At 49.6% G+C, this 21,077-nt stretch carries 16 protein-coding genes and 1 tRNA gene; 11 read left to right on the top strand and 6 right to left on the bottom strand.

The window, feature by feature from the left end; translation table 11 throughout:
* Positions 1–19 precede the first annotated feature (19 nt).
* From T496_RS0106040 to T496_RS0106025, 4 genes are all read right to left on the bottom strand, one after another.
* Complete coding sequence (locus tag T496_RS0106040) at positions 20–1,147, bottom strand: SusE domain-containing protein (protein WP_027449949.1); 1,128 nt, start codon at positions 1,145–1,147, stop codon at positions 20–22.
* A 48-nt stretch (positions 1,148–1,195) separates the two neighbouring features.
* A complete protein-coding gene (locus T496_RS0106035; RefSeq protein WP_027449948.1) occupies positions 1,196–2,797 on the bottom strand; it encodes a RagB/SusD family nutrient uptake outer membrane protein in 1,602 nt (533 codons plus the stop codon).
* Positions 2,798–2,810: 13 nt separating this feature from the next.
* A complete protein-coding gene (locus tag T496_RS0106030) occupies positions 2,811–5,759 on the bottom strand; it encodes a SusC/RagA family TonB-linked outer membrane protein (RefSeq protein ID WP_394331342.1) in 2,949 nt (982 codons plus the stop codon).
* Positions 5,760–6,043: 284 nt separating this feature from the next.
* On the bottom strand, positions 6,044–7,765 hold the full coding sequence (locus T496_RS0106025) for a class I mannose-6-phosphate isomerase (RefSeq protein ID WP_027449946.1): 1,722 nt from the start codon (positions 7,763–7,765) through the stop codon (positions 6,044–6,046).
* Between the two features lie 167 nt (positions 7,766–7,932).
* Between T496_RS0106025 and T496_RS0106020 the strand changes: the two genes are divergently transcribed.
* Positions 7,933–8,661, top strand: coding sequence for a GntR family transcriptional regulator (locus T496_RS0106020; RefSeq protein WP_027449945.1), 729 nt, complete (start codon positions 7,933–7,935; stop codon positions 8,659–8,661).
* 432 nt (positions 8,662–9,093) lie between these two features.
* Here the strand turns inward: T496_RS0106020 and T496_RS0106015 are convergent, their stop codons facing one another.
* Positions 9,094–9,975, bottom strand: coding sequence for a DUF3667 domain-containing protein (locus tag T496_RS0106015; RefSeq protein WP_027449944.1), 882 nt, complete (start codon positions 9,973–9,975; stop codon positions 9,094–9,096).
* A gap of 68 nt (positions 9,976–10,043) precedes the next feature.
* Positions 10,044–10,117 (bottom strand) — tRNA-Met (locus T496_RS0106010).
* A gap of 199 nt (positions 10,118–10,316) precedes the next feature.
* Here T496_RS0106010 and T496_RS0106005 point away from each other — a divergent pair.
* The 10 genes from T496_RS0106005 to T496_RS0105960 all read left to right on the top strand — a co-directional run bounded on the left by T496_RS0106005 (position 10,317) and on the right by T496_RS0105960 (position 20,876).
* Positions 10,317–10,715, top strand: a complete 399-nt coding sequence (locus T496_RS0106005; protein WP_027449943.1) for an START-like domain-containing protein — start codon at positions 10,317–10,319, stop codon at positions 10,713–10,715.
* A 120-nt stretch (positions 10,716–10,835) separates the two neighbouring features.
* Positions 10,836–12,743 (top strand): LptF/LptG family permease, encoded by a 1,908-nt coding sequence (locus T496_RS0106000; RefSeq protein ID WP_027449942.1) that lies wholly within the window; start codon positions 10,836–10,838, stop codon positions 12,741–12,743.
* The gene (locus tag T496_RS0105995; protein WP_027449941.1) at positions 12,730–13,938 is read left to right on the top strand and encodes a bifunctional 3,4-dihydroxy-2-butanone-4-phosphate synthase/GTP cyclohydrolase II; all 1,209 of its coding nucleotides are present in this window, start codon (positions 12,730–12,732) and stop codon (positions 13,936–13,938) included. The genes T496_RS0106000 and T496_RS0105995 overlap by 14 nt, the downstream gene beginning before the upstream one ends.
* A gap of 128 nt (positions 13,939–14,066) precedes the next feature.
* On the top strand, positions 14,067–15,260 hold the full coding sequence (locus T496_RS0105990; protein WP_027449940.1) for a pyridoxal phosphate-dependent aminotransferase: 1,194 nt from the start codon (positions 14,067–14,069) through the stop codon (positions 15,258–15,260).
* A 180-nt stretch (positions 15,261–15,440) separates the two neighbouring features.
* The gene (locus tag T496_RS0105985) at positions 15,441–16,271 is read left to right on the top strand and encodes a MotA/TolQ/ExbB proton channel family protein (RefSeq protein ID WP_027449939.1); all 831 of its coding nucleotides are present in this window, start codon (positions 15,441–15,443) and stop codon (positions 16,269–16,271) included.
* A 31-nt stretch (positions 16,272–16,302) separates the two neighbouring features.
* On the top strand, positions 16,303–16,914 hold the full coding sequence (locus tag T496_RS0105980; protein WP_027449938.1) for an ExbD/TolR family protein: 612 nt from the start codon (positions 16,303–16,305) through the stop codon (positions 16,912–16,914).
* A gap of 3 nt (positions 16,915–16,917) precedes the next feature.
* Positions 16,918–17,565: an ExbD/TolR family protein gene (locus T496_RS0105975; RefSeq protein ID WP_027449937.1), complete on the top strand. Its 648-nt coding sequence runs from the start codon at positions 16,918–16,920 to the stop codon at positions 17,563–17,565.
* A gap of 34 nt (positions 17,566–17,599) precedes the next feature.
* Entirely contained in the window at positions 17,600–18,421 is an 822-nt protein-coding gene (locus T496_RS0105970) for an energy transducer TonB (RefSeq protein ID WP_027449936.1), read from the top strand.
* 15 nt (positions 18,422–18,436) lie between these two features.
* Entirely contained in the window at positions 18,437–19,381 is a 945-nt protein-coding gene (locus T496_RS0105965) for a PstS family phosphate ABC transporter substrate-binding protein (RefSeq protein ID WP_027449935.1), read from the top strand.
* 67 nt (positions 19,382–19,448) lie between these two features.
* Positions 19,449–20,876: a tetratricopeptide repeat protein gene (locus T496_RS0105960; protein ID WP_027449934.1), complete on the top strand. Its 1,428-nt coding sequence runs from the start codon at positions 19,449–19,451 to the stop codon at positions 20,874–20,876.
* The last annotated feature ends 201 nt before the right edge of the window (positions 20,877–21,077 follow it).

The raw sequence follows: 21,077 nt of genomic DNA, 5'->3' as shown, positions 1-21,077 counted from the left end.
TCAACATATTGCTGCGTGTTTAGATAGATGTGATGTTTGTAAATGTGTGCATAAACAGGTTATCCTTGTTGGTCTCGATGGTGATGGTGGCATGCTTGTAGTCCAGGCTGCCAGACATCTTCCACAGGTGATCCCACTGACTCCAGCCGAACTCATAGAGTGAGTAGAACGAGGGATCCTCGCCACCAACGGGACGCTCGGGGCTGACGCTGTCATGACGCCCCCAGCACATGTCGCCGCCATTGACGTTGGCAATGAAATAGTAGCGCTCTTCGGTCCAGCTCAACCAGCTTGGTGGGTTGGTGTCGGGGCGCGACTGGTCGATGAAGACAATGTCGCCCTCGCCCTGGAAACGACCGTTGCCGATGTAGTCGAGCACGGCGATGTTGTTGTACGTAGCACCCCAGATGCAGCGCACCTGCGAACCGATGGCGTCCACCTTCATGCTCATGGTGTTGAAGTCCACGGTGATGCGCGAAACCCCGGTAGAGGCATTGGCTGCGGTGGTAGAGGAACCTTCTTTCAGTTTGCCGGTGGTGTCGATGTAGTAGGCAAAGGCATCATCCGTAGTGCCCGACTTGAAGTAGATGGCACCATCCTTCAGTTGGGTGAAGATCTGGTAAACACCCTCTTCGACGGTGCGGAAAGCCTGACCCTCAGCCTCGGCAGCAGAGCCATAGAGGTACAGTTTGGTGGGGATGTTGTCGATGCCTTCACCACGTGTCACGGTGAGATGTCCCACCTGCTGACAGGTCTTGACGTTGCCACCCTTAGACGCTCTGACGGTCCAGAGCAGGGTGCCGGTGGCTTCAGGCTTGATGCCGGCGTTGCGTGCCATCGTGTTGATGGCAGCCTGTGTCAGCGTGAGGGTGGGCAGGGCGCCTTGGTCGCTCTTCATGACGGCCAAAGGATTGGTGAAGTCGCCTCCCTGCTTGTCGAAAAGCACCTCGTAGAGCACGATGCCGCCATCGGCAGCGCCGCCACCCGTCCACGACAGTTCGACAGGGGTGGGTGAGGTGACATCTAGTACGAGGTCGGAAGGACCACTGAGTTCGGTGGGAACCGTGAAGTCGGTGTTCAGCTCGTAGGTTTCCTGACAGCTCACCAAGGCAAGCAGGAGAGCGCCAGCAAGAAATATCTTTTTCATAGACTTTTTATTTTATTCTTCCTTTTAAAAATTCCAGTTAATTAATCACTACCAATTAGGATTCTGATCCAGGTTTTTGTTCAGGTCTCTCTCTTTCTGTGGGATGGGCCATAGGTAGTGCTTCTTGGCGTCGAACTTACGCTGTTCTACGCGGATGAAACCATTGTCGGCACCCACAATGTCGCCTGTCTGAAGACCGTGGCACCAGCCGTTGAGCACGTTCTCGGCAATCTTCCAGCGGATAATGTCCTTATAGCGGAGACCCTCCATGGCCAATTCAGAGCGACGCTCTTGGCGCACGATGTTGATCAGCTCGTCCTTGGAGGCAGTGGGGAAAGCTGTACCATCAGCAGTGAAACCAGCACGGCTGCGGATTGCACCGATGGTGTTGTTCCATACGGTCTCGTTGAGTGTGCCAAGTTCTGCGTGAGCCTCGGCATTCATCAACAGGATGTCGGCATAGCGAATCAGGATGGTGTTGAGGCTTGATGTGCCTACTGAAGAGCGATACTGGTTGTCCCAATACTTCTTGACGTAGAAACCAGTGGCAGAGCAGTCGGAACTGAAGCCGTAGCCGTCTTTGTCGGCTCCTTTCTCGCAATTGATGGTGACCTCTGAGCCATCGGCCATCTTGTAGCTGTTGCCAGTGTACATGACCGTGGCAGCCAGGCGGGGATCACGGTTCTCATAGGGTTTGGCGGGATTAAAGCCCGAGCCAGCCTCGTCGGTGGCCTTACCGTTGTTCATGAGGTAGCTGTCAACCAGTTCCTGCAGGGGCGAAAGCTGTGAGTATCCACCGAGGGTGGGAGGCAGAAAACTGTACTGCGTGCCCTGTTCGCGGGTAGAAGGAGCATATTGCACGTCGAGGATCACCTCGCAGTTGCCTTCGTTGGCTACCTCAAACAGACCTGCATAGCTGGGGAACAACTGGTAGGTCTTCGTATTGATGATGTCCTGAGTGAGTTGTTCCACCTTGTCCCACTGACCTTCGAACAGATATACCTTGGCCAGGATGGCTTTGGCAGCGCCGCTGGTGATGCGACCTTTGTTGTCGGCATCGTAGCTGGCGGGCAGGCTGTTGCTCTCGATAACCTCCTTGAGGTCAGTCACGATGTTGTTGACAACGGTCTCGCGTGGAGTGCGCTTCATGGTCTGACTCTCAGCGATACTGATGACGTGCTCAGGGTAAGGAATAGCGCCAAAACGCGTGTAGAGCTCGTAGAAGTGATAGGCACGGATGGTCTTGGCCTCGGCAATATAGCGCTGCTTCAGTTCGGGTGTCAAGGATGACACCTTGTCGATGTTGTCCAACAGTTGGTTGCAACTGCGGATGGCAGAGTAGCGCCCGTCCCAGATGGCAGCCACATAGCGGTCGGCGGTAGAGAACGAGCCATTGCCGATGTTCTGCGTGTAGTCGTTGGGCTGCTTGGTATAGGCATTATCCGACATGCACTCGGCGTAAAGTTGCTCATCCATGCTGGAAAGCTGCGTGTAGCAGGTGTTGAGCGCGGCGATGGCAGCGTTTTTGTTGTCTTTCCAGAAAGTCAGGTCTGTCTCTCTGTCGTATGGTGCAGTGTCCAAGTCAATGCACGAGGCATTAACCATGGCTATGGACGCCATGAACACGAAATGTTTGATGGTGTATTTCATTGTTTTACGGATTTTAGAATTTAACATTAAGACCAAATGAGTAAACGCGCGCAACGGGGTAAGCACGACCACTGCCGTCGGCATTGTATTCGGGGTCCCAACCGCCCTTCATCTTGGTGAAGGTCAATGGGTTCTGAACGGTGGCAAACACTCTGAGGTGGTTGATGAAGGTGCGTTTCAGCAGTTTGTCAGAGAAGGTATAGCCGATCTGCACGTTCTTCAGACGCAGGTACTTGGTGTCCTGAATCCAGAAGTCAGACTTAGCGGCGTTGTTGGCCGACTCGGCACCCATGGTCAGACGGGGATAAGAGGCGTTGGTGTTGGTGGGCGTCCAGCGGTCCAGATGGAAGTTCATCACAGGACCCTCGTTGTTGTTGTGGAAAGCCTCTACCGACTCACCGCGCATCCAGTGGTTGCGCTTGCCCACACCCTGCCACATCATAGAGAAGTCAAAACCTTTATACGTGGCACCATAGGTGAAGCCGAAGGTGTAGCGGGGGAAGCTGTTGCCTACCACGAAACGGTCATCATCTGGCTTGATGATATTGTCGCCATTCTTATCGACATAGCGAATATCGCCGGGCTTGGGTGTGATACCCTCCAAATGGGGACCTTTGGCACACTCTTCTTCGGTCTGGAAGAAACCGTCCGACTTGTAGGCATAGTAAGAATACAGGGGATAGCCCTCCTTGATGATGGTGTTTACATCATATCCGCCGATGATCTCTTCGCCATGGGTGTTGACCACCTCATTGTAGCTGTCGGAGATGTTGCCGGCGATGTGATGTTGCACGGGACCGGTAGCGAAGTGATAGTCCAGCGAGAGTTCCCAACCACGGGTCTCTACCTCGCCGGCATTCTGGATAGGAGCACCATTGCCAAACAATCCGGGCACGGGCAGGTTAACCAGGATATCCTTCGTGCGGTTGTTGAAGACGTCGAAGGTGAACTTCAGTTTGTCGTTGAGAATGCCCATCTCAATACCAAGGTTCAGCATGCGGGTGGTCTCCCACTTGATGTCGGGGTTGGCAGATGCGAAATAGGCCGTCTGTGCCAGTTTGTTGCCAAAAGAGATGCCGTTGGTCACCGACACGGTCTGCATGTACTGGTAGGCACCGATGCGGTTGTTACCCACCAGACCCCATGAGCCACGCACCTTCATAGACTGCACGTAGGGCTTGATGGCGTCCCAGAACTTCTCTTCAGACACACGCCAGCCAGCAGAGAATGAAGGGAAGAGACCCGAGCGGTTGCCCTTGGCAAAATATGAAGAATAGTCGTTACGCATATTGAACTCGAAGAGGTACTTCTCATCGTAGTTGTAGGTGGCACGTCCGAAGACAGAATAGATAGACCAGTCGCCGGCACCACCGCTGTTGCTGACGTCGTTGCCGCTCTGACCGCCTACGAAGATGTCGTACTTGCTGTCGGGCGTGATGCGGGCCGTGTTGAAGCTATGATCCGAAAAACCTTCATAGGTATAACCCAGCAGGGCACCGATGGCGTGCTTGCCAATCTGGGTGTTGTAGGTGCTCATCACGTTGGTGGTGATGTTCTTCGAGCGGTAGAAGTTCTCGGTGAGCTTGTTCTCAGCATCACCAGTGCCCTCGAAGGCCTTGCGGTTCTCGTGCATGTGGTTGTTCCACACACGTCCGCCCACGCTACCGATGAGTTTCAAGCCTTTGATAATCTCCCATTCGGCCTGCAGGGTGCCCAACAACTCCTCGTTGGCGTTCTTGCGATAGCCTCCTTCTTCCAGGCGCTGCAGAGAGTTAGAGTTACTGCCCGAGGGATAGGTGTAGGTGCCATCCTCGTTCTTGATATTATAGATTGGTGGCATACGGTTGGCCTGCTCAATGATCCAGTCTGTCCAGTAGGCGTGCTCTTTGATATCGTTGCGGGCATACTGTGAGGTGAGGTTCAGGGTGAAGTTGTTGCTCAGCTTATGGCTCACGTTCAGACGGGCGTTGTAGCGCTGGTAACCATAGTCAGGGCCCTTGAACATGCTTTCCTGGTCGGTATATCCCAGTGAAGCCAGATAAGATAACTGCGCATTGCCGCCAGTGACCGACAGGTTGTGAGAGCTCTGAGGAGCAGACTCCTTATACAGCTCGTCCATCCAGTTGACATTGGGACCCTCACTTCTGAATCTGGCGATGTCCTCGGCGGTGAACTTAGTAGAGCGGCCCGAGTTGACAGCAGCTTCGTTGTACATCTCAGCATACTTCCACGAGTCGGCAATGTCGGCCAACTGTGTGGGCTGCTGAACACCCATCAGGAAGTCGTAGGCCACCTCTACACGACCGGCCTTACCCTTCTTAGTGGTGACCAGCACAACACCATTAGAAGCACGCGAACCATAGATGGCGGTAGAAGAGGCGTCCTTCAGGATGGAGATCTGCTCGATGTCGTTAGGGTTGAGGTTGGCCAGCGAACCCTCGATACCATCGATGATGACCAGAGGGTCGTTGTTGTTCATGGTGTTCAGACCACGGATGTTGATAGAAGGTGCACTACCAGGAGTGGAAGAACCCTGCTGGATGATAAGACCGGCGGCGGTACCCTGCATAGCCTCCAGAACATTGGATACGGGCTTACCGGCCAAGTCATCGGTAGATACGGAAGAAACAGCACCGGTGAGGTTGATTTTCTTCTGGACGCCATAGCCCACAACCACAACATCCTTCAGCAGGATGCCCGACTGCATGGTGACGTCGATCTGGCGCTGGTTGCTGATCTTTACTTCCTGTGTCTCGTAGCCTACATACGAGAAAACGAGAGTACTGCCCGTTGGGGCTTGCAGAGAGTAGTTGCCGTCAAGATCGGTGACGGTACCGTTGCTGGTGCCCTTCACCAATACGGTGACACCAATCACGGGTTCGCCTTCGGCTGTCACATGGCCAGTCACAGTTCTCGTCTGTGCAAATGCCGTCATGCCAACCAGATTCATTACTACAATCATGATGGCTGCTAATAGATGTGATGCAAACGGGTGTTTGCCTACAAGCAAGTTACATAATTGTTCTTTTGTTTGCTTGGTCCTTTTCATAAAATAAGGTTTTTAAGTTATTAATAAGTTAATATCAAAGAGGTTATGCTAAAGCTTAGGGGGCATCTTGGAAAAAGATGCTGTGCGCGGGTTCTTCACCTTGGATGCAGAAAGAAGCGATCGGCCTCTCCTGCATCCTGGGTTACTTATAATTAGCTGTAATGATGAAACTATTTTTTAGGTGGAGAACGACATCACTAACAACGCACGTAGGCCTTGATAGTGACACACTGCTGGTGCTCGGCTAGTCCGTAGGGGCGAATGGTGTATTCACCTACGCAGGCCGGGATGATAAAGGTCTCAGCATAGTGCACCACGAAGGGCTCAAAGGCGTTGGTGGGACTCTCGATGATGGCTTCCTCGCCTTCCAGCAGGTTGAACACGTTGACACCGTTGTCGGTGTGGTGGGTAACGGGTTTGGTGAAGGTGTGACGGCGCGTCTCAATAAACTCGTTGCGGTGAAGGCCGGTGCGCTCTTCTACCCAACCGTCGCCTTCGGCTACCACCTCAAACTGGTTGCGCAGGTGTTCATAGACATACTTGGTGTCTCGCCCCCAGTCGATGACGTCCTTGCCGCGCTCCACGTTGATGGGGCGGGGCTTGCCGTCGAGACCCAGGCGCTGCCAGTCCCACAACTTAAAGGTAAAGATGTTGGGCGTGGAGCTGATCTCGAGTACCATGCTCTCGGAACCGGAACAATGGACGGTACCGCCGGGTATCAGGAAGTGATCGTGCTTCTTGGCGGGAATCTTGTTGACATACTTCTCGGCATCGAACACAAAACCGCCCTTTTGGGCTTTGCGCAGGTCGGCAATCATGGCATCCTTGTCGATGCCCTCTTTCAGTCCCAGGTAAACAACGGCCTTTTCGCCTGCATCCAGCAGGTAGTAGCTCTCGTCCTGGGTGTAGTACATACCAAAGTTCTCGCGGATGAACTGTGTGGTGGGGTGTACCTGCAGACTGAGGTTGCCGCCGCCCATCGTGTCGAGGAAGTCGAAACGGATGGGGAAGTCCTTGCCAAAACGGGCTTCAACGGGTTCGCCCAGCAACTGGCGACTCTTCAGCAATACCAGGTCAACAGAGGGAAGTTCGAAGCGGATGCCGTTGACCTCGAACAACAGGCTGTTTTCCTCGGGCACACAGTCGAAACACCAACCGAAGTTGGCCTTGCTGCGGTCGAGGTCGCAGACTTCTTTCATCCACTGACCACCCCAGGGGGCTGGGTCGAAGAAAGGCACCACGCGGAAGGGTGTCTGCGATGTGCGCTCAATACCGTCGAAGAACGTGGCCTTGTCTATCATCTTCGGTTCGCCGGCCACGTTAGTGTCTATCCACCAGTCGATGCGGTCGAAGAGCTTGTCCTTGTACTTGTCGAGCACGCGCCAGTCGATAAACAGACCTCGCTTGTACTGGATAGAGACGGCATCATCGCGATTGTCAACACCCAGTGCCATCACTTCATGGCGACGGAAGCGCTGCTGTATCTCCCAGCGAGCCATATCTACATAGACCTTCAGGGCATCGGCAGTGGCCAACTGACATGCGCCAACACCTATTATTATAATGATATCGGTTGTTGTACTCAGTTGCTCGCTGACTGCCTGCAACTTCTCCTGACAGAAGAAGTCGGCCATCTTGAGGTTGGTGACATAGCCGAAGAGCACATCGTCGGTCATGAAAGAGTCGGTCATCTGTCTGATCTCCGACTCGGACTTCATCAGGTCACGCGTGTTGATGACGGTGCCCATGCCAGAAAAGGCATTGATAATCTCGGTTTCATAAACGCCGGTGTATGTGTCAATGCACAACACATGACCTTGCATCGAACGCTTTAGTTGGGCCAAAATGGCGTTCCACCCTTGTATGATAGTTCCGCTGAATTTGGTAGAGGGGAACTTATCATAATTTGCTTTTCTCATTATTACTACTATTAGTGTATATGTATGAACATATTGATTTATGTGCAAAAGTATGATGATGAGCTGAATTAACAAAATAAATTTGCATTTTTTAAAATAAAAGTGATGTTTATTTGTGTTTTTCGGAAAAATGGCTACCTTTGCAGTGTAAAAAGGACTGTAGAAAGATGAAATTAGATCCAAAAAGCACCAAGCCGCTTCATGTGCAGGCAGAGGAACTGCTTCGTGAACTGATAGAGGATGAGGCTTATCAGAATGGTAAGCTATTGCCCAGTGAGGTTGAATTGTCTGAACAATTGCATATCTCAAGGAATACGCTGCGTCAGGCCATCAATAAGCTTGTCTTTGAAGGAAGACTGGTGCGAAAGAAGGGCTTTGGCACACGTGTAGTGAAAAAGGCTATTGTGGGCGGCGTGAAAAACTGGTTGAGTTTTTCGCAGGAGATGAAGATGCTGGGCATTCAGATCCGCAACTTCGAACTTCATATTTCCTTGAAACTGCCCAATACTGAGATTGCCAACTTCTTCGAGTTGGAAGATGAGAATCCCCGTCGCTGCGTGGTATTGGAGCGCTTGAGGGGCAACAAGGAGTATCCCTTTGTCTATTTTGTGTCTTATTTCAATCCTGATATCCCGTTGACGGGCGAGGAGGACTTTACCAAACCGCTTTACGAACTGCTCGAGACGCAATTTGGTATCGAGGTGAAGACCAGTAAAGAGGAAATCTCTGCACGTCTGGCAGGCGATGCACTGGCTGAGAAACTTGAAATAGATGCCACGGATCCTATCCTGGTGCGCAAGCGTTTTGTGTATGATGTGGATGGGAAACCCGTAGAATATAATATAGGTTATTATAGGGCTGATAGCTTTACTTATAGGATAGAGGCAGAGAGATAATGTTCATACATAATGTGGGGACCCCCTCCTGACCTCCCCAAGGGGGAGGAAATAATGGGCGGAGTCGTGCGTTTCTTTTTGTGGTTTGGGCTGAATGGATGGGGTATTCTTTCTGTTTGGAAAGATAAGAGTATAGCTTTTGACTTCCAATAGTTACTGTTTTGGTCTGAATCTAGACTCTAGAATTGTGAGTTCTAGACTCTAGATTGCTCGTATCTAGACTCTAGAATGGTGGAATCTAGACTTTAGATTTTGTGTTTCTAGAGTCTAGTTCAGGTGCAATACTTACTGAATTGCTTGGTAAAACGGCCACTATTGTGGAGCGAAAGGGTTGCTTTTAGCTTGCAAAACCGTTACTTCAGGGTTGTAATACCACTGCTTTTTGTTTGTAAACCGTTCTTTTTTCAAAGCGTTGTCCCTAGTTTCTGTGCTCTATGTATAGATGACGTAAGCGATGATGAGGGCAATGGCAATGAGGGCGATGAAGACGATGATGGTGATGACTGCCGCTGCGAGAACTTTTGCGGTGGTGCGAGCGGCGGTGCAACCAGAGAACTGCTTGAGGGTGATGACGAACATCACGAGGGCAAAAAACTGGATGAGGGACTCGTGCGTGATGTCTCCGACAATAGAAAAGATGGTGTATGCATTTGCGGTATAAACAAGGGCAACGGCAAATTCGGCATATCTCAGGTCGGTCAGGCGTGGAGAATGGCGGAATAATAAATATAAAGGTATAGAGAAGAAGGCGAGCATCGTCAGCGCAAAGATGGCGGGGTTGGCTTCGCTGAGCCTGTAAAGAAAGTCTGATGCTTCCGCTGCTTTCTGTATTATGATCTCATTGACGTCGGAAGTGTTGGCGGAGACCTTGACGGGGGCTGACGGAGCAGAAGGGGTGGCGGTGAGGTGGATGCCGTGCTCTACGACGAAAGAGAGTGCTGTGAGCAGGAAGAACATCTTGAAAGGTGGGAAGTAGGCCGACTGCATGCCGTGCAGGTAGTCGTGGATCATGTGACCAGGGCGCAGTATCAGGTCGCGGATGGTGCGGAACATGCTGCGATTGCCGATGCCCCACACATCGAGAAACAGCAGGAAGGCGTTCTTGAAAGAGAAACGGCCGATGCTGGCCGACTGTCCACAGCGCGGACAGTAGTTGCCTTGATAGGAGGTGCCGCATGAGCAACACTGGTGGATGTCGGCTGTGATAGGTCTTACCTGGTGTGGACGACGCTGCCAGATGCGAAAGGTGCGAAGCAGGATGGGGCGCTTCTTGCTGTCAGATAAGTATGTCCACGTTCTCTTGATGTCAATCATGTTAGCTTGTTTTAGGGTTGTAAAAACAAAAACGAGACTGATAGGATGACCTATAGTCTCGTTGCTTGTAGCGGGAGCCGGGATTGAACCGGCGACCTCATGATTATGAATCATGCGCTCTAACCAGCTGAGCTATCCCGCCATCATCTTTCGTTAAGCGGGTGCAAAGGTACAAACTTTATTTCAAAATAATGAAAGGAATGTGAATATTTTCGCTCTGCTTAACATTTTTTATTAAAATAAGAAAAAAATGAGTGATATCTTCGTCGAAATCTAATCTTTTTAGTAACTTTGCGGCTGTAAAACGGAACCTGAAACCGATAGTAAACTAACCATAATTTATGCGTAAAAAGAAACTGGCTCTTGAATACCCTTTGCGTGCTGGCAAGCAAGAACTGCTCTGGCAATTATTGAGCACGGATCACGGCTTGGAGCGATGGCTGGCAGATAAGGTTGAAGAAGAAGATGGCGTGATGCACCTCACATGGGGTGATCCTTGGGGAGAGCATCACACAATGCATGCCAACATACTTGAGAAAAATAGAAATAACAATATACGTCTGAGGTGGAGCGACGAAGATGATCCCGATGCCTTTTGGGAAATGCGTATCGTGAGGAGCGAACTGACAAATGAGTTGTGTCTGTGTGTGGTTGATTATGCTTATGCCGACGATATAGACGACCTCCAAGAACTTTGGGACGGCAACTTGGAACGACTGCATCAGTCAAGCGGTTTTTAGCTGCTTTATAATATATAATGTGTAATTGAGAATTGATAATTTATGTAAAAAGTATAGGTAATTATTAATTCTCAATTACTTATTATCGATTTTTATCACTACCTTTGCAGCCAAATTTGTATGTTTCGGATTAGAAAATTAGATATATTCGTAGCAAAACAGTTTGGTGTGCTGTTCGCTGGCGCTTTCTTCATTTGCCTTTTTGTGCTGATGATGCAATTCTTGTGGCGCTATGTGGACGAGCTGATCGGAAAAGGTTTGTCGGTGGATATATTGGCACAGTTCTTCTGGTATATGGGACTGATGCTGATACCACAGGCATTGCCTCTGGCCATCCTGTTGTCTTCGCTGATCACCTACGGCAACTTGGGTGAGAGCAGCGAGCTGACTGCTATTAAGGCTGCGGGTATCTCTCTGATGCAATCGATGCGTTCTCTGATTGTTATTACGCTGATGATTGCAGGCATCTCATTCTATTTTCAAGATGTGATAGGCCCCTCTACGAACAGAGCTTTCGCACAACTGCTCGTCTCGATGAAGCAGAAAAGTCCGGAACTGGAGATTCCTGAAGGTGTTTTCTATGATGGTATTCCCAATGCGAATATTTATGTGCATAGGAAAAACCTGGATACGGGCAAGCTTTACGGTATCATGATCTACCGTCAGACGGGCTCTTACGAGGATCAGGCCATCATCCTGGCCGATTCGGGCATGATGCAGACCACCGCCGAGAAGAAACATCTGCTGCTCACGTTGTGGAGTGGCGAGTGGTTCGAGAACATGCGTTCGCAGGAGCTGGGCGGGTCGGCAGAGGTGCCTTATCGCCGCGAGACATTTGGTAACAAGCGCATTCTGCTGGATTTCGATAGTGGCTTTAACCTGGCCGATGCTGCCGAGATCGGTGGTCGTGCTGTAGAGAAGTCGGAGCGACAGATCCTGCACGACATTGACTCTATCCGTCAGTATAACGATTCTGTAGGTCGGCAGTTCTATGAAGAGGCCAAAACCTATATTCTCAATATTCCTCGTCTGGCCCCCAAAGACTCTGTTCGCTTAAAGAGACTGGCGGCTCAGCCGATGCCACAGCCTGACAGTATCTATGAGAAGTTGAGCGATGAGAAGAAGTTGGAGGTGGTGAAGCATGCCGCTCGAGCTGCTCAGAATGTGACCAGCGATCTGGCGATGAAAAGCGATTATGCCCGTTGGATGAACAGACAGGTGAGAAGTCACCAGATTGAAGCCATCAACAAGTTCACCTTGTCGCTGTCGTGCGTCATCTTCTTCTTTATTGGCGCTCCCTTGGGTGCTATCATCCGTAAGGGCGGCTTGGGTGTGCCGGTCATTATCTCGGTAGTCGTCTTCATCGTCTATTACATCTTTGAGAACTCTGGCATGCGTATGGCGCGCGATGGCAACTGGACCATCTGGTTTGGTAAGTTGATCTCCACAGCCGTGCTGTCGCCCCTGGCTGTGTTCTTTACGTATAAGGCCAACGGCGATTCTACGGTGTTCAACATGGATGCCTATCGCATGGTGGCCATGCGTATGTTGGGACTGCGCCTGAAACGAAACATCACGCGTAAGGAAGTGATTATCGAGGATCCTAACTATACCGAGGATGCTCAGATGTTGACACGCGTCTCGCAAGAGATTCAGCAATATACAGAGCAACATAAGCTGCTGCGCTGGCCTTCACCCATCCGGGTGTTCTTCAGACGTGGAGATGACCATGCTATTGCGCATATCAACGACGAACTCGAGGCAGTCATAGAAAACCTGTCTTATACGCGTGATAAAGTCATTCTGCACCAATTGAATAACTATCCCATCATGGCTACACATGCTCACACCCGACCCTTCGAACGTCGCTGGCTGAACATCGTAGTCGGTTTGTTCCTGCCGCTGGGCATCTTCTTCTATGTCAGAATGTTGCGCTTCAGAGTGCGCCTCTATCGCGACTTGAAGGCCGTGGAGCAGACCAATGTGAAAATTTTAAAACAGATTAAAACTAAGTATTATGGAATATAAGCTGTCAAGTATAGAAGAAGCCATTGCCGATTTTCGTGATGGTAAGTTTGTGATTGTGGTCGATGATGAAGACCGTGAGAACGAAGGTGACCTGATCTGCGCTGCCGAGAAGATAACGCCAGAGATGGTGAACTTCATGTTGAAGGAAGCCCGCGGCGTGCTTTGCGCACCTATCACCATCAGTCGCAGTGAAGAGCTGGATTTGCCTCGTCAGGTGAGTGATAATACCTCCATGCTTGGCACACCCTTTACGGTGACTGTTGATAAGTTGGAAGGTTGCACAACAGGTGTGAGTGCCCATGATCGTGCTGCCACTATTAATGCGCTGGCCGATCCCAACTCAAAGCCCGAGACCTTTGGTCGTCCCGGCCATATCAATCCTCTCTATGCGCAGGACAACGGTGTGCTGCGTCGTAGTGGTCATACCGAGGCCGCTGTCGATCTGTGTAAGTTGGCAGGACTCTATCCTGCAGGTGCACTGATGGAGATTATGAATGACGACGGTACGATGGCGCGTATGCCCGAGCTCCACGCGTTCTCAGTAAAGCATGGCCTGAAGATTATCACTATCAAGGATCTGATCAGCTATCGCTTGCGTCAGGAATCGCTTATTGAAGTTGGTGTCGAGGCCGATATGCCCACTGAATACGGTCATTTCCGTATCATTCCTTTCCGTCAGAAGAGCAATGGACAGGAGCATTTCGCGCTTATCAAGGGTGAGTGGAAGGAAGACGAGCCAATCCTCGTACGAGTACATTCCTCTTGCATGACGGGAGATATCCTCGGTTCGCGCCGTTGTGACTGTGGCGAACAGCTGCATCGCGCCATGCAGAAAATCGATGAAGAAGGAAAGGGCGTTATCGTCTATATGCAGCAAGAGGGTAGGGGTATCGGCTTGATGAACAAGCTGGCAGCCTATAAGTTGCAGGAAGAAGGCTACGACACCGTAGATGCCAACCTTTGTCTTGGTTTTAAAGCCGACGAGCGCGATTATGGTTGTGGCGCTCAGATGCTTCGCCATCTCGGTGTACACAAGATGCGCTTGATGACTAACAATCCCGTGAAGCGTGTTGGCCTCGAGGCTTACGGCCTTGAAATTGTCGAGAATGTACCTATCGAGATTACCCCCAACGAGTATAATCTTCGCTATCTCAGAACCAAGCAACAGCGTATGGGACACACCCTTCACCTTTGATGGTAATCCGCAACTATCAAAATAATGTGAAAATCCATGGATTTTATGAAAAAGTGAAGTGATTTTTTTCGCTGTCACGAAATAAATGATTAATTTTGCACGTTGATACAAACAAACTGACAAAATTTATGGCACAATTATCCAACCGTTTGCAACGCCTTGCTCCATCAGCAACTCTGGCTATGTCGCAGAAAAGCTCTGAGATGAAAGCGCAAGGCATTGACGTTATTAACTTGAGTGTGGGCGAACCAGACTTCAATACTCCCGACCACATCAAAGAAGCAGCTAAAAAGGCTATTGACGAGAATTTCTCTCGTTATTCACCTGTAGCAGGCTATGCAGACCTGCGTCAGGCTATTGTTGATAAACTCAAGCGCGAGAATCAACTCGATTATACCGTCAATGAAATCTGTGTTTCTAATGGTGCGAAACAGAGCGTTTGCAATACTGTGATGGCATTGGTCAACCCCGGTGAGGAGGTGATTATCCCCACGCCTTATTGGGTCAGCTATCCTCAAATGGCACTGTTGGCTGGTGGTGTGCCTGTCTTTGTGCAGGCTGGCTTCGAGCAGAACTTCAAAATGACGGCCGAGCAGTTGGAAGCTGCTATCACGCCCAAGACCCGTCTGCTGATCCTCTGTTCACCCAGCAACCCCACAGGTTCTGTCTATAGCAAGGAGGAACTCAAGGCGCTTGCCGAGGTGATTCTTCGTCACGAAGACCTCTATGTGCTGGCCGACGAGATCTACGAGCACATCAACTATACGGGTCGTCATGAGTCTATCGCTCAGTTCCCCGGCATGAAAGAGCGCGCCATCGTTGTCAATGGCGTTTCTAAGGCTTACGCCATGACCGGCTGGCGTATCGGTTATATCGCTGCTCCCGAGTGGATTGTCAAAGGTTGCAATAAGCTCCAGGGTCAGTACACCAGCGGTCCTTGCTCAGTGAGCCAAAAGGCTGCCGAGTTCGCTTACACCGAGAGTCAGGCTTGTGTAGAGGAAATGCGTCAGGCCTTCGAGCGTCGTCGCAATCTGATTGTTGACTTGGCTCGTCAGATTCCAGGCCTGGAGGTTAACGTGCCTGAGGGTGCTTTCTACCTCTTCCCCAAGTGCAGCTCGTTCTACGGCAAGAAGGTGGGCAACCGCGTGATCAACAACTCCACCGACCTGGCAATGTACCTGCTTGAGGAGGGTCATGTGGCTACTGTAGGCGGCGATGCATTCGGCGATCCAGAGTGTTTCCGCATGAGTTATGCCACCAGCGATGACAACATTCGCGAGTCGATGAAACGCATTGCTGAGGCGTTAGGAAAACTGAAATAAAAACGCATATAGTTACGTTAAAAGTAGTTAATCGATATTGAAATATACAATTATTTGCTACCTTTGCGAGTTGAACGGCCTGGCGAGTTCTGCTCGTTTTGCAGTGTTCTGTTCGCTAAGTAAGCATTAAATGGGAATAAAATCAACTTAATTTATAACTTAAAACTAAATTTTAAAATTATGGCAACAACAACAAATGCTGCTACAGCAGCTAAGAAAAATTCAGGCTTCAAAGGCGTAAAGGATGCATGGATCATTCTCGTACTCTGCTGCGCAATCGCTTATTGCTTCTACTTCTTTGTACTCGGTGATCCCAGTCACTTCCAGGGTGGCGACCGCACTGGTCATCCCGCTGACCTGATGGGTACCGTATATAAAGGTGGTTTCGTAGTAGGTTTGATCCTCACCCTGCTGCTCACCGTTATCGTACTCGGTGTAGAGCGTTTCTTCGCTATCAAGAGCGCTTCTGGTAAGATGAACCTGGCTAAGTTCACCGCTCAGGTTAAGGAGGCTATCAAGGCTCAGAAGTTCGACGAGGCTAAGGCTCTCTGCGACAAGATGCAGGGTTCTGTAGCTAACGTAGTATTGGCTTCTATCAATATGTATCAGACTGTTGAGAGCGACTCTACTCTGAAGAAGGCTCAGAAGATCTCTAAGATCCAGCAGGCTCACGAGGAGGCTACTCAGCTGGAGATGCCTACTCTGACCATGAACCTTCCTATGGTTGCAACTATCGTATCTCTGGGTACTCTGACCGCTCTGTTCGGTACTGTGCTCGGTATGATCGGATCATTCCAGGCTCTGTCTGCTGGTGGTGGTGCTGACTCTATGGCTCTGTCTGCAGGTATTTCTGAGGCCCTGGTTAACACCGCATCAGGTATCTTGACTTCTTGGGTTGCTACTGTTGTTTACAACTACTTCTCAAACAAGATCGATAAGCTGACTTTTGCTCTTGACGAGGTAGGTTACACAATCGCTGCTACATACGATTCTAATCACGTCGAGGCATAATTTGTTTTACCTTTTAATTCCTTAAACGATTATGGGTAAAATAAAAATTGAGAAAAAAGACATCTGGATTGACATGACACCAATGTCAGACGTGATGACTTTGTTGCTCTGCTTCTTTATGTTGACATCAACATTCTTGACGCCAGAGCCTATCAAAGTCAATACGCCTAGTTCGGTGTCCGAGGTCAAGATTCCCGAGAATGTCCTCAATATCCTTGTCAGCCCTGAAGGCAAGATATTTGTGGGCACCGAGAATAAGAACACCATGGTGGCCATGATGCAGGAAGTTACCTCTAAGTTTGACATCGCGCTTACTGCTAAGCAGATGAAGAACTTCAAGGAGGAAGCCATGATTGGCGCTGCATTGAGCCAGTTTGATGCTTATTACAATCTTGATCCCGAGAAAATGTCTGAAGCTATCCAGAAGCTCGGTATCCCCACCGATAGTATCGATGGCGGTATGAGCGAGTTCCAGGAGTGGATCAAGGCTGCACATCAGGTTGATCCCGATATGAAGCTGGCTATCAAATGTGATGCCACAACTCCATACCGTGTGATCAGAACCATGATGTCTGAGCTCCAGGATATGAACGAGAACCGTTACCAACTGATTACCAATCTTAAAACATCATCGGAGGATTAGTATATGGCTAAAAAGAAAGCTAGCAAGCAGAAAAAAATGGATACCCGCGTGAACTTCACGCCGATGGTAGATATGATGATGCTTCTGATCACCTTCTTCATGCTCTGTACTACACTGAGTAAGCCTCAGGCTATGCAGTTGACTATGCCTAGCAACGATGAGAACATGCAAGATCAGGATAAGTCGGTAACGAAAGCTGACCAGACTATCACCGTTTATCTGGCTGCCGACAACAAGCTTTATTATATTGAGGGCATGCCCAAATATGATGATCCTACTTGTCTGAAGGAGACCAACTACGGCCGTGATGGCTTCCGCAACGTGCTGATTCACCACACCACTGGTGCTGGTATCGCTCCTGTTGCTCGCGTCATGAAGGCTAAGCAGGCTCTTGACGAGAAGAAGACGGCTTATGGTAGCACGATGACGGAAGAAGAGTATCAGAAACAACTGAGCGAAATCCGTAATGGTGTGATTGACGGTGAGAAGATTCCTACTGTCACCGTTATTATCAAGCCACTTGACACTGCTACCTACGACAACATGGTAGGTGCTCTGGACGAGATGCAGATTTGTACTATTGGTAAGTATGTCATCGACAAGATTAATCCCGACGACGAGAAGCTTCTCGCTTTGAAGGGTGTTAAGTAATGATGACTAACAATTTAAAAACAGAAAAAGAACTATGTCAAAAGTAGATCTAATAGACAATAGCTGGGTCGACCTCGTCTTTGAAGGTAAAAACCAGTCTTACGGTGCCTACAAGCTCCGCAAACAAACTGGTGCACGAAATGTAAAGGCTCTGGTGACGGTGATCACCGTTATCGCCCTGATTTTTGTGATTGCCATTGCCAAGGTTGCTATCGAGAACGCCCTGCCTAAAGCCTCTGTCAACACTGCCGATGTAGAGCTCTCTAAGATCGAGCAGAAGAAGGAGACCAAGGTTGAGCGTAAGGAGCAAGTTAAGGTTGAGCAACAGCAGGTTGTTGAGAAAGTAAAAAGCTCTGTGAAGTTTACAGCTCCTGTCATTAAGGAGGAGGTTGAACCTGAGGAAGAGATGAAATCGCAAGAGGAACTCGCTCAGAATAACACCGCCATCGGTGTGTTCGACGTTCAAGGTAATGACGATGCAGATGGTGAGGTGCTGAAGGCTAACCAGCAGACTGTGGAAGAGGCCAAGGTTGAGGACACCAAGGTGTTCACCGTGGTTGAGCAGATGCCATCATTCCCTGGTGGTGATGCAGCTCTGATGGCTTACCTGAGCAAGAATATCCAGTATCCTCCTATTGCTGAGGAGAATGGTATTCAGGGTCGTGTAGTTGCTACCTTCGTAGTAGAGCGCGACGGTTCTATCACCGATGTACAGGTGATGCGTGGTGTTGACCCCTCACTGGACCGTGAGGCTATCCGCGTGCTGAAGGGAATGCCCCGTTGGATTCCTGGTAAGCAGAATGGTTCTGCCGTACGTGTGAAGTACACCGTACCTGTAACCTTCAAACTTCAGTAAGCTAAAACACTAAGTATGAACAGAACTCAATTCAATATAATTGGATTATCTCTTATTTTAGGCTTGTTCCTCGCTTGTGGGAACAAGCCTAAAACTGATTATAACTATGAATCGGCTGCCATGGTCTTTGCGGCCGACGAAAGCTTCTTCCCCATTCTGGATGAAGAACTGGAGATTTTCGAAGCCCTCCATTCACAAGGCGTGCTGAAACCCATCTACACCAATCAGGAGGAAGCGATCACAAAATTGATGAAGAACGAGACTTGGCTTGCTTTCACCACGCGTCGCCTGAGCGATCGTGAGATGGAGAACTTGAAAGCACGTAAGTTTGTTCCCCGCATCATCCCCATTGCTTACGATGGTCTGGCGATTATCGTCAACAACAGCAATCCTGACACATGTATCACCGTGAAGGACTTTGCACGTATTCTCACGGGCGAGGTCTCTCAGTGGAAAGACATCTATCCCACCTCTAAGTTGGGCGAGATTGATGTTGTGTTCGATCATGCCAAGTCGAGCACAGTGACTTGGTGTGTGGACTCTATCTTGGGTGGAAAACCCATTAACAGCAAGAACATCGGTGCCGTGAAGAAGAGCAGCGAGGTAATTGACTGGGTAGAGAAACACCAAAACGCTATTGGCATCATCGGGTCTAACTGGCTCAATGACAAACGCGACACTACCAATGTGACATTCAATAAGAACGTCACTGTCATGAAGGTATCACGTATGGACACTGCCACACCGCAAAACAGCTGGCGTCCTTATCAATACTACCTATATAACGGCAACTATCCCCTCATTCGTACAATCTATGCACTGCTCAACGAGCCACGCAATGGTGTGCCATCCGGCTTTGCTCATTTCTGCCGTTTGCCCAAGGGCCAGCTGGTCATTCTGAAGGCCGGTCTTCTGCCCATTCAGGCCAATATGAATGTACGTGAGGTATCGGTGAAATAAACCAATAGCCGTTTGATGCGTCAAATAGATTAAAAACAGGATATTCATTATATAAATTAAGAAGATTATGATGACAATTAAATATTTAGCAATGAGCCTTGTGCTGGCAGGTTTCAGCACAACGGCAATGGCACAGGACGGCACTAAGGCCGACGTTGCTGCCGTGAAGGAGATTATCAAGAGCAACCCCGCAGACCTCGACAAGCAGTTGAAGGCCTATCTGGGTAAGAACAAGAAGAATGCAGACAATCTGGTTGACTTCGGTCGTGCATTCTACGAGGTGAAGGACTATGATCATGCTGCCAGCATGGCTGCCATGGCACTGTCTGCCAAGAAGAATGCTTTCGGTCCTGCCTACCTGTTGTTAGGTGATATCGCTGCCATGAAGGATGATCCAGGTGCAGCAGCTCAGAACTACGAGCAGGCCATCCTCTTCAATCGCGAGGATCCAGAGCCCTACCGTCGTTATGCTTCTGTTTATCGTGTTGTTGACCCCGTTGGTGCTGTCAACAAGCTCGAGGAGCTCCGCAGCGTGCGTCCCGACTTCCCTGTTGATGCCCTCATCGCTCACATCAACTACCTGTCTAATCGTTACCCCGAGGCTATCGAGGCTTTCGAGAAGGTGCCTGCTGACCAGATGACAAAGATGGACATCATCGAGTATGGTTTCTCTGCTTATGTATCTCAGAAGTATGCTCAGGGTATCAACATGTTGAACCGCGGTTTGCAGCTGGAGCCCAAGAATGCCACACTGAACCGTCTGGCTATGTACTGCTACACCGAGAGTGGCCAGTTTGACCAGGCTCTCGAGCGTGCCGATATGATGTTCAATCAGATTGATAAGGACAGCGTGAAGTTGAACTATCGTGACTATGTTTATTATGGTAACGCCCTGAATGGTGCCAAGAAGCACCAGGAGGCTATCGACGTTTATAAGCTCGCTCTCGATCAGGAGTTCGACTCACAGGACAAGCGTGCCGGTGTGATCAAGCAGTTGGCCGATGCTTACAAAGGCATTGGTGACTTTGAGAATGCGTTGAAGTACTACGATGATTATCTGACTGCCGTTTCATCTCCTTCTTTAAATGATTTCGCAGACCTCGGTCGTCTTTATGTACAGTATGCTTCTAAGCTCCAGGGTGATGCTAAGACTACCAACCTGCAGAAGGCCGACAAGATCTATGCAGAGCTGGCCGAGAAGAACCCCGATGCCCTTGAATATTCACTCTTCTGGCGTGGTCGCGTAGGCACCATGCTCGACCCCGATGCTTCTCAGGGTTTGGCACAGCCTTACTATGAGCAGTTGTGGGACATCATCGTTGCCAAGGCTGAGCAGGACAAGAGCGATGTTGCTCGTCTGAAGGAGTCTGGTAACTTCCTGATGGTTTACTACCTGAAGATTAAGGACGATGTAGAGAAATCTAAGGTCTTTGCAACCAAACTCGTGGAGGTTGATCCTACCAACGAGACTGCTGCACAGATCGTCGCAATTTGATTTTTATATTTTTAGGTTTATGGTTGAGGCTGCAGTGATGCAGTTAAAAACACTTTGAGAAATATCTCTGTTGAGTATGCGCAGTGATTGCGCGTACTCTTTTTTTGTTTTGTTGTCACCTTTCTTTTTCCATTAGCAAAACAAATTGTTCAACAGAGGAAAAATACTAGTCAAATATTATAGTTGCGTTATCAAAAAACA

The sequence above is a fragment of the Xylanibacter brevis P6B11 genome (assembly GCF_000621825.1).
GTDB lineage: Bacteria > Bacteroidota > Bacteroidia > Bacteroidales > Bacteroidaceae > Prevotella > Prevotella brevis.
Note: the sequence above shows the minus strand (reverse complement) of the source record. Positions and strands in the feature narration are given on the sequence as shown.